The organism is Leptotrichia sp. OH3620_COT-345, from assembly GCF_003932895.1.
In the GTDB taxonomy this organism is placed as follows: domain Bacteria; phylum Fusobacteriota; class Fusobacteriia; order Fusobacteriales; family Leptotrichiaceae; genus Pseudoleptotrichia.
Window position 1 is genome coordinate 1 of record NZ_RQYW01000095.1, and the last position, 620, is coordinate 620.

The 620-nt window shown below is 23.7% G+C and carries 1 pseudogene; it reads left to right on the forward strand.

Annotated elements, in window-relative coordinates:
• Nucleotides 1-262, forward strand: a pseudogene (locus tag EII29_RS11500) (hypothetical protein); the annotation flags it as partial.
• Nucleotides 263-620 lie beyond the last annotated feature (358 nt).

The window sequence follows — 620 nt, forward strand, 5'->3', positions numbered from 1 at the left end:
AATAAAAAGAGAATCACAAAGTAAAAAAGCGGAAGAAATGAAGATGAAAAAAGATGCTCAGATGAAAAAGAAAGCTGAAGCAAAAGCAATGAAGGCAAGACAGAAAAATATGACGGAAAGTGAAAAGATGAATGTGGAAGTGCAAAGAATAAAGAAAAGAGTGGAAGAAATAAACAGCAATATAGAAACATTCCACAAGACAAATGAAGCACTTGAAAAAATGGAACAAAGACTTGAAGGTATTCAGAATAAGTTACAGTAATTTTAAAATAAAAACATAAAATCCAAAGTCAAAATAAATAATAATTTTATACAAAAATAAAAAATAATTTATATTAATTGTTTGAAATTTTAGAAAATCTTCAAAAACTTAAATAAAAAGTCTCTTTAAAATTAAAATTTTAAATCTTATATGATTATCAATAAATTAAATAGGAAAGGAGAATATAATTAAATTTATTTAATTATATTTAAAGTAATAAGAATATGAAAAAGGTATTAATAGGATTAGGACTGGGAGTATTAATGATATCATGTACAAATGCAAAACTGATAAATTACAATACGGACAGACTGGATAATATAGAAGCGTATTTAAAAGAACATAAGTTTGTAAAACC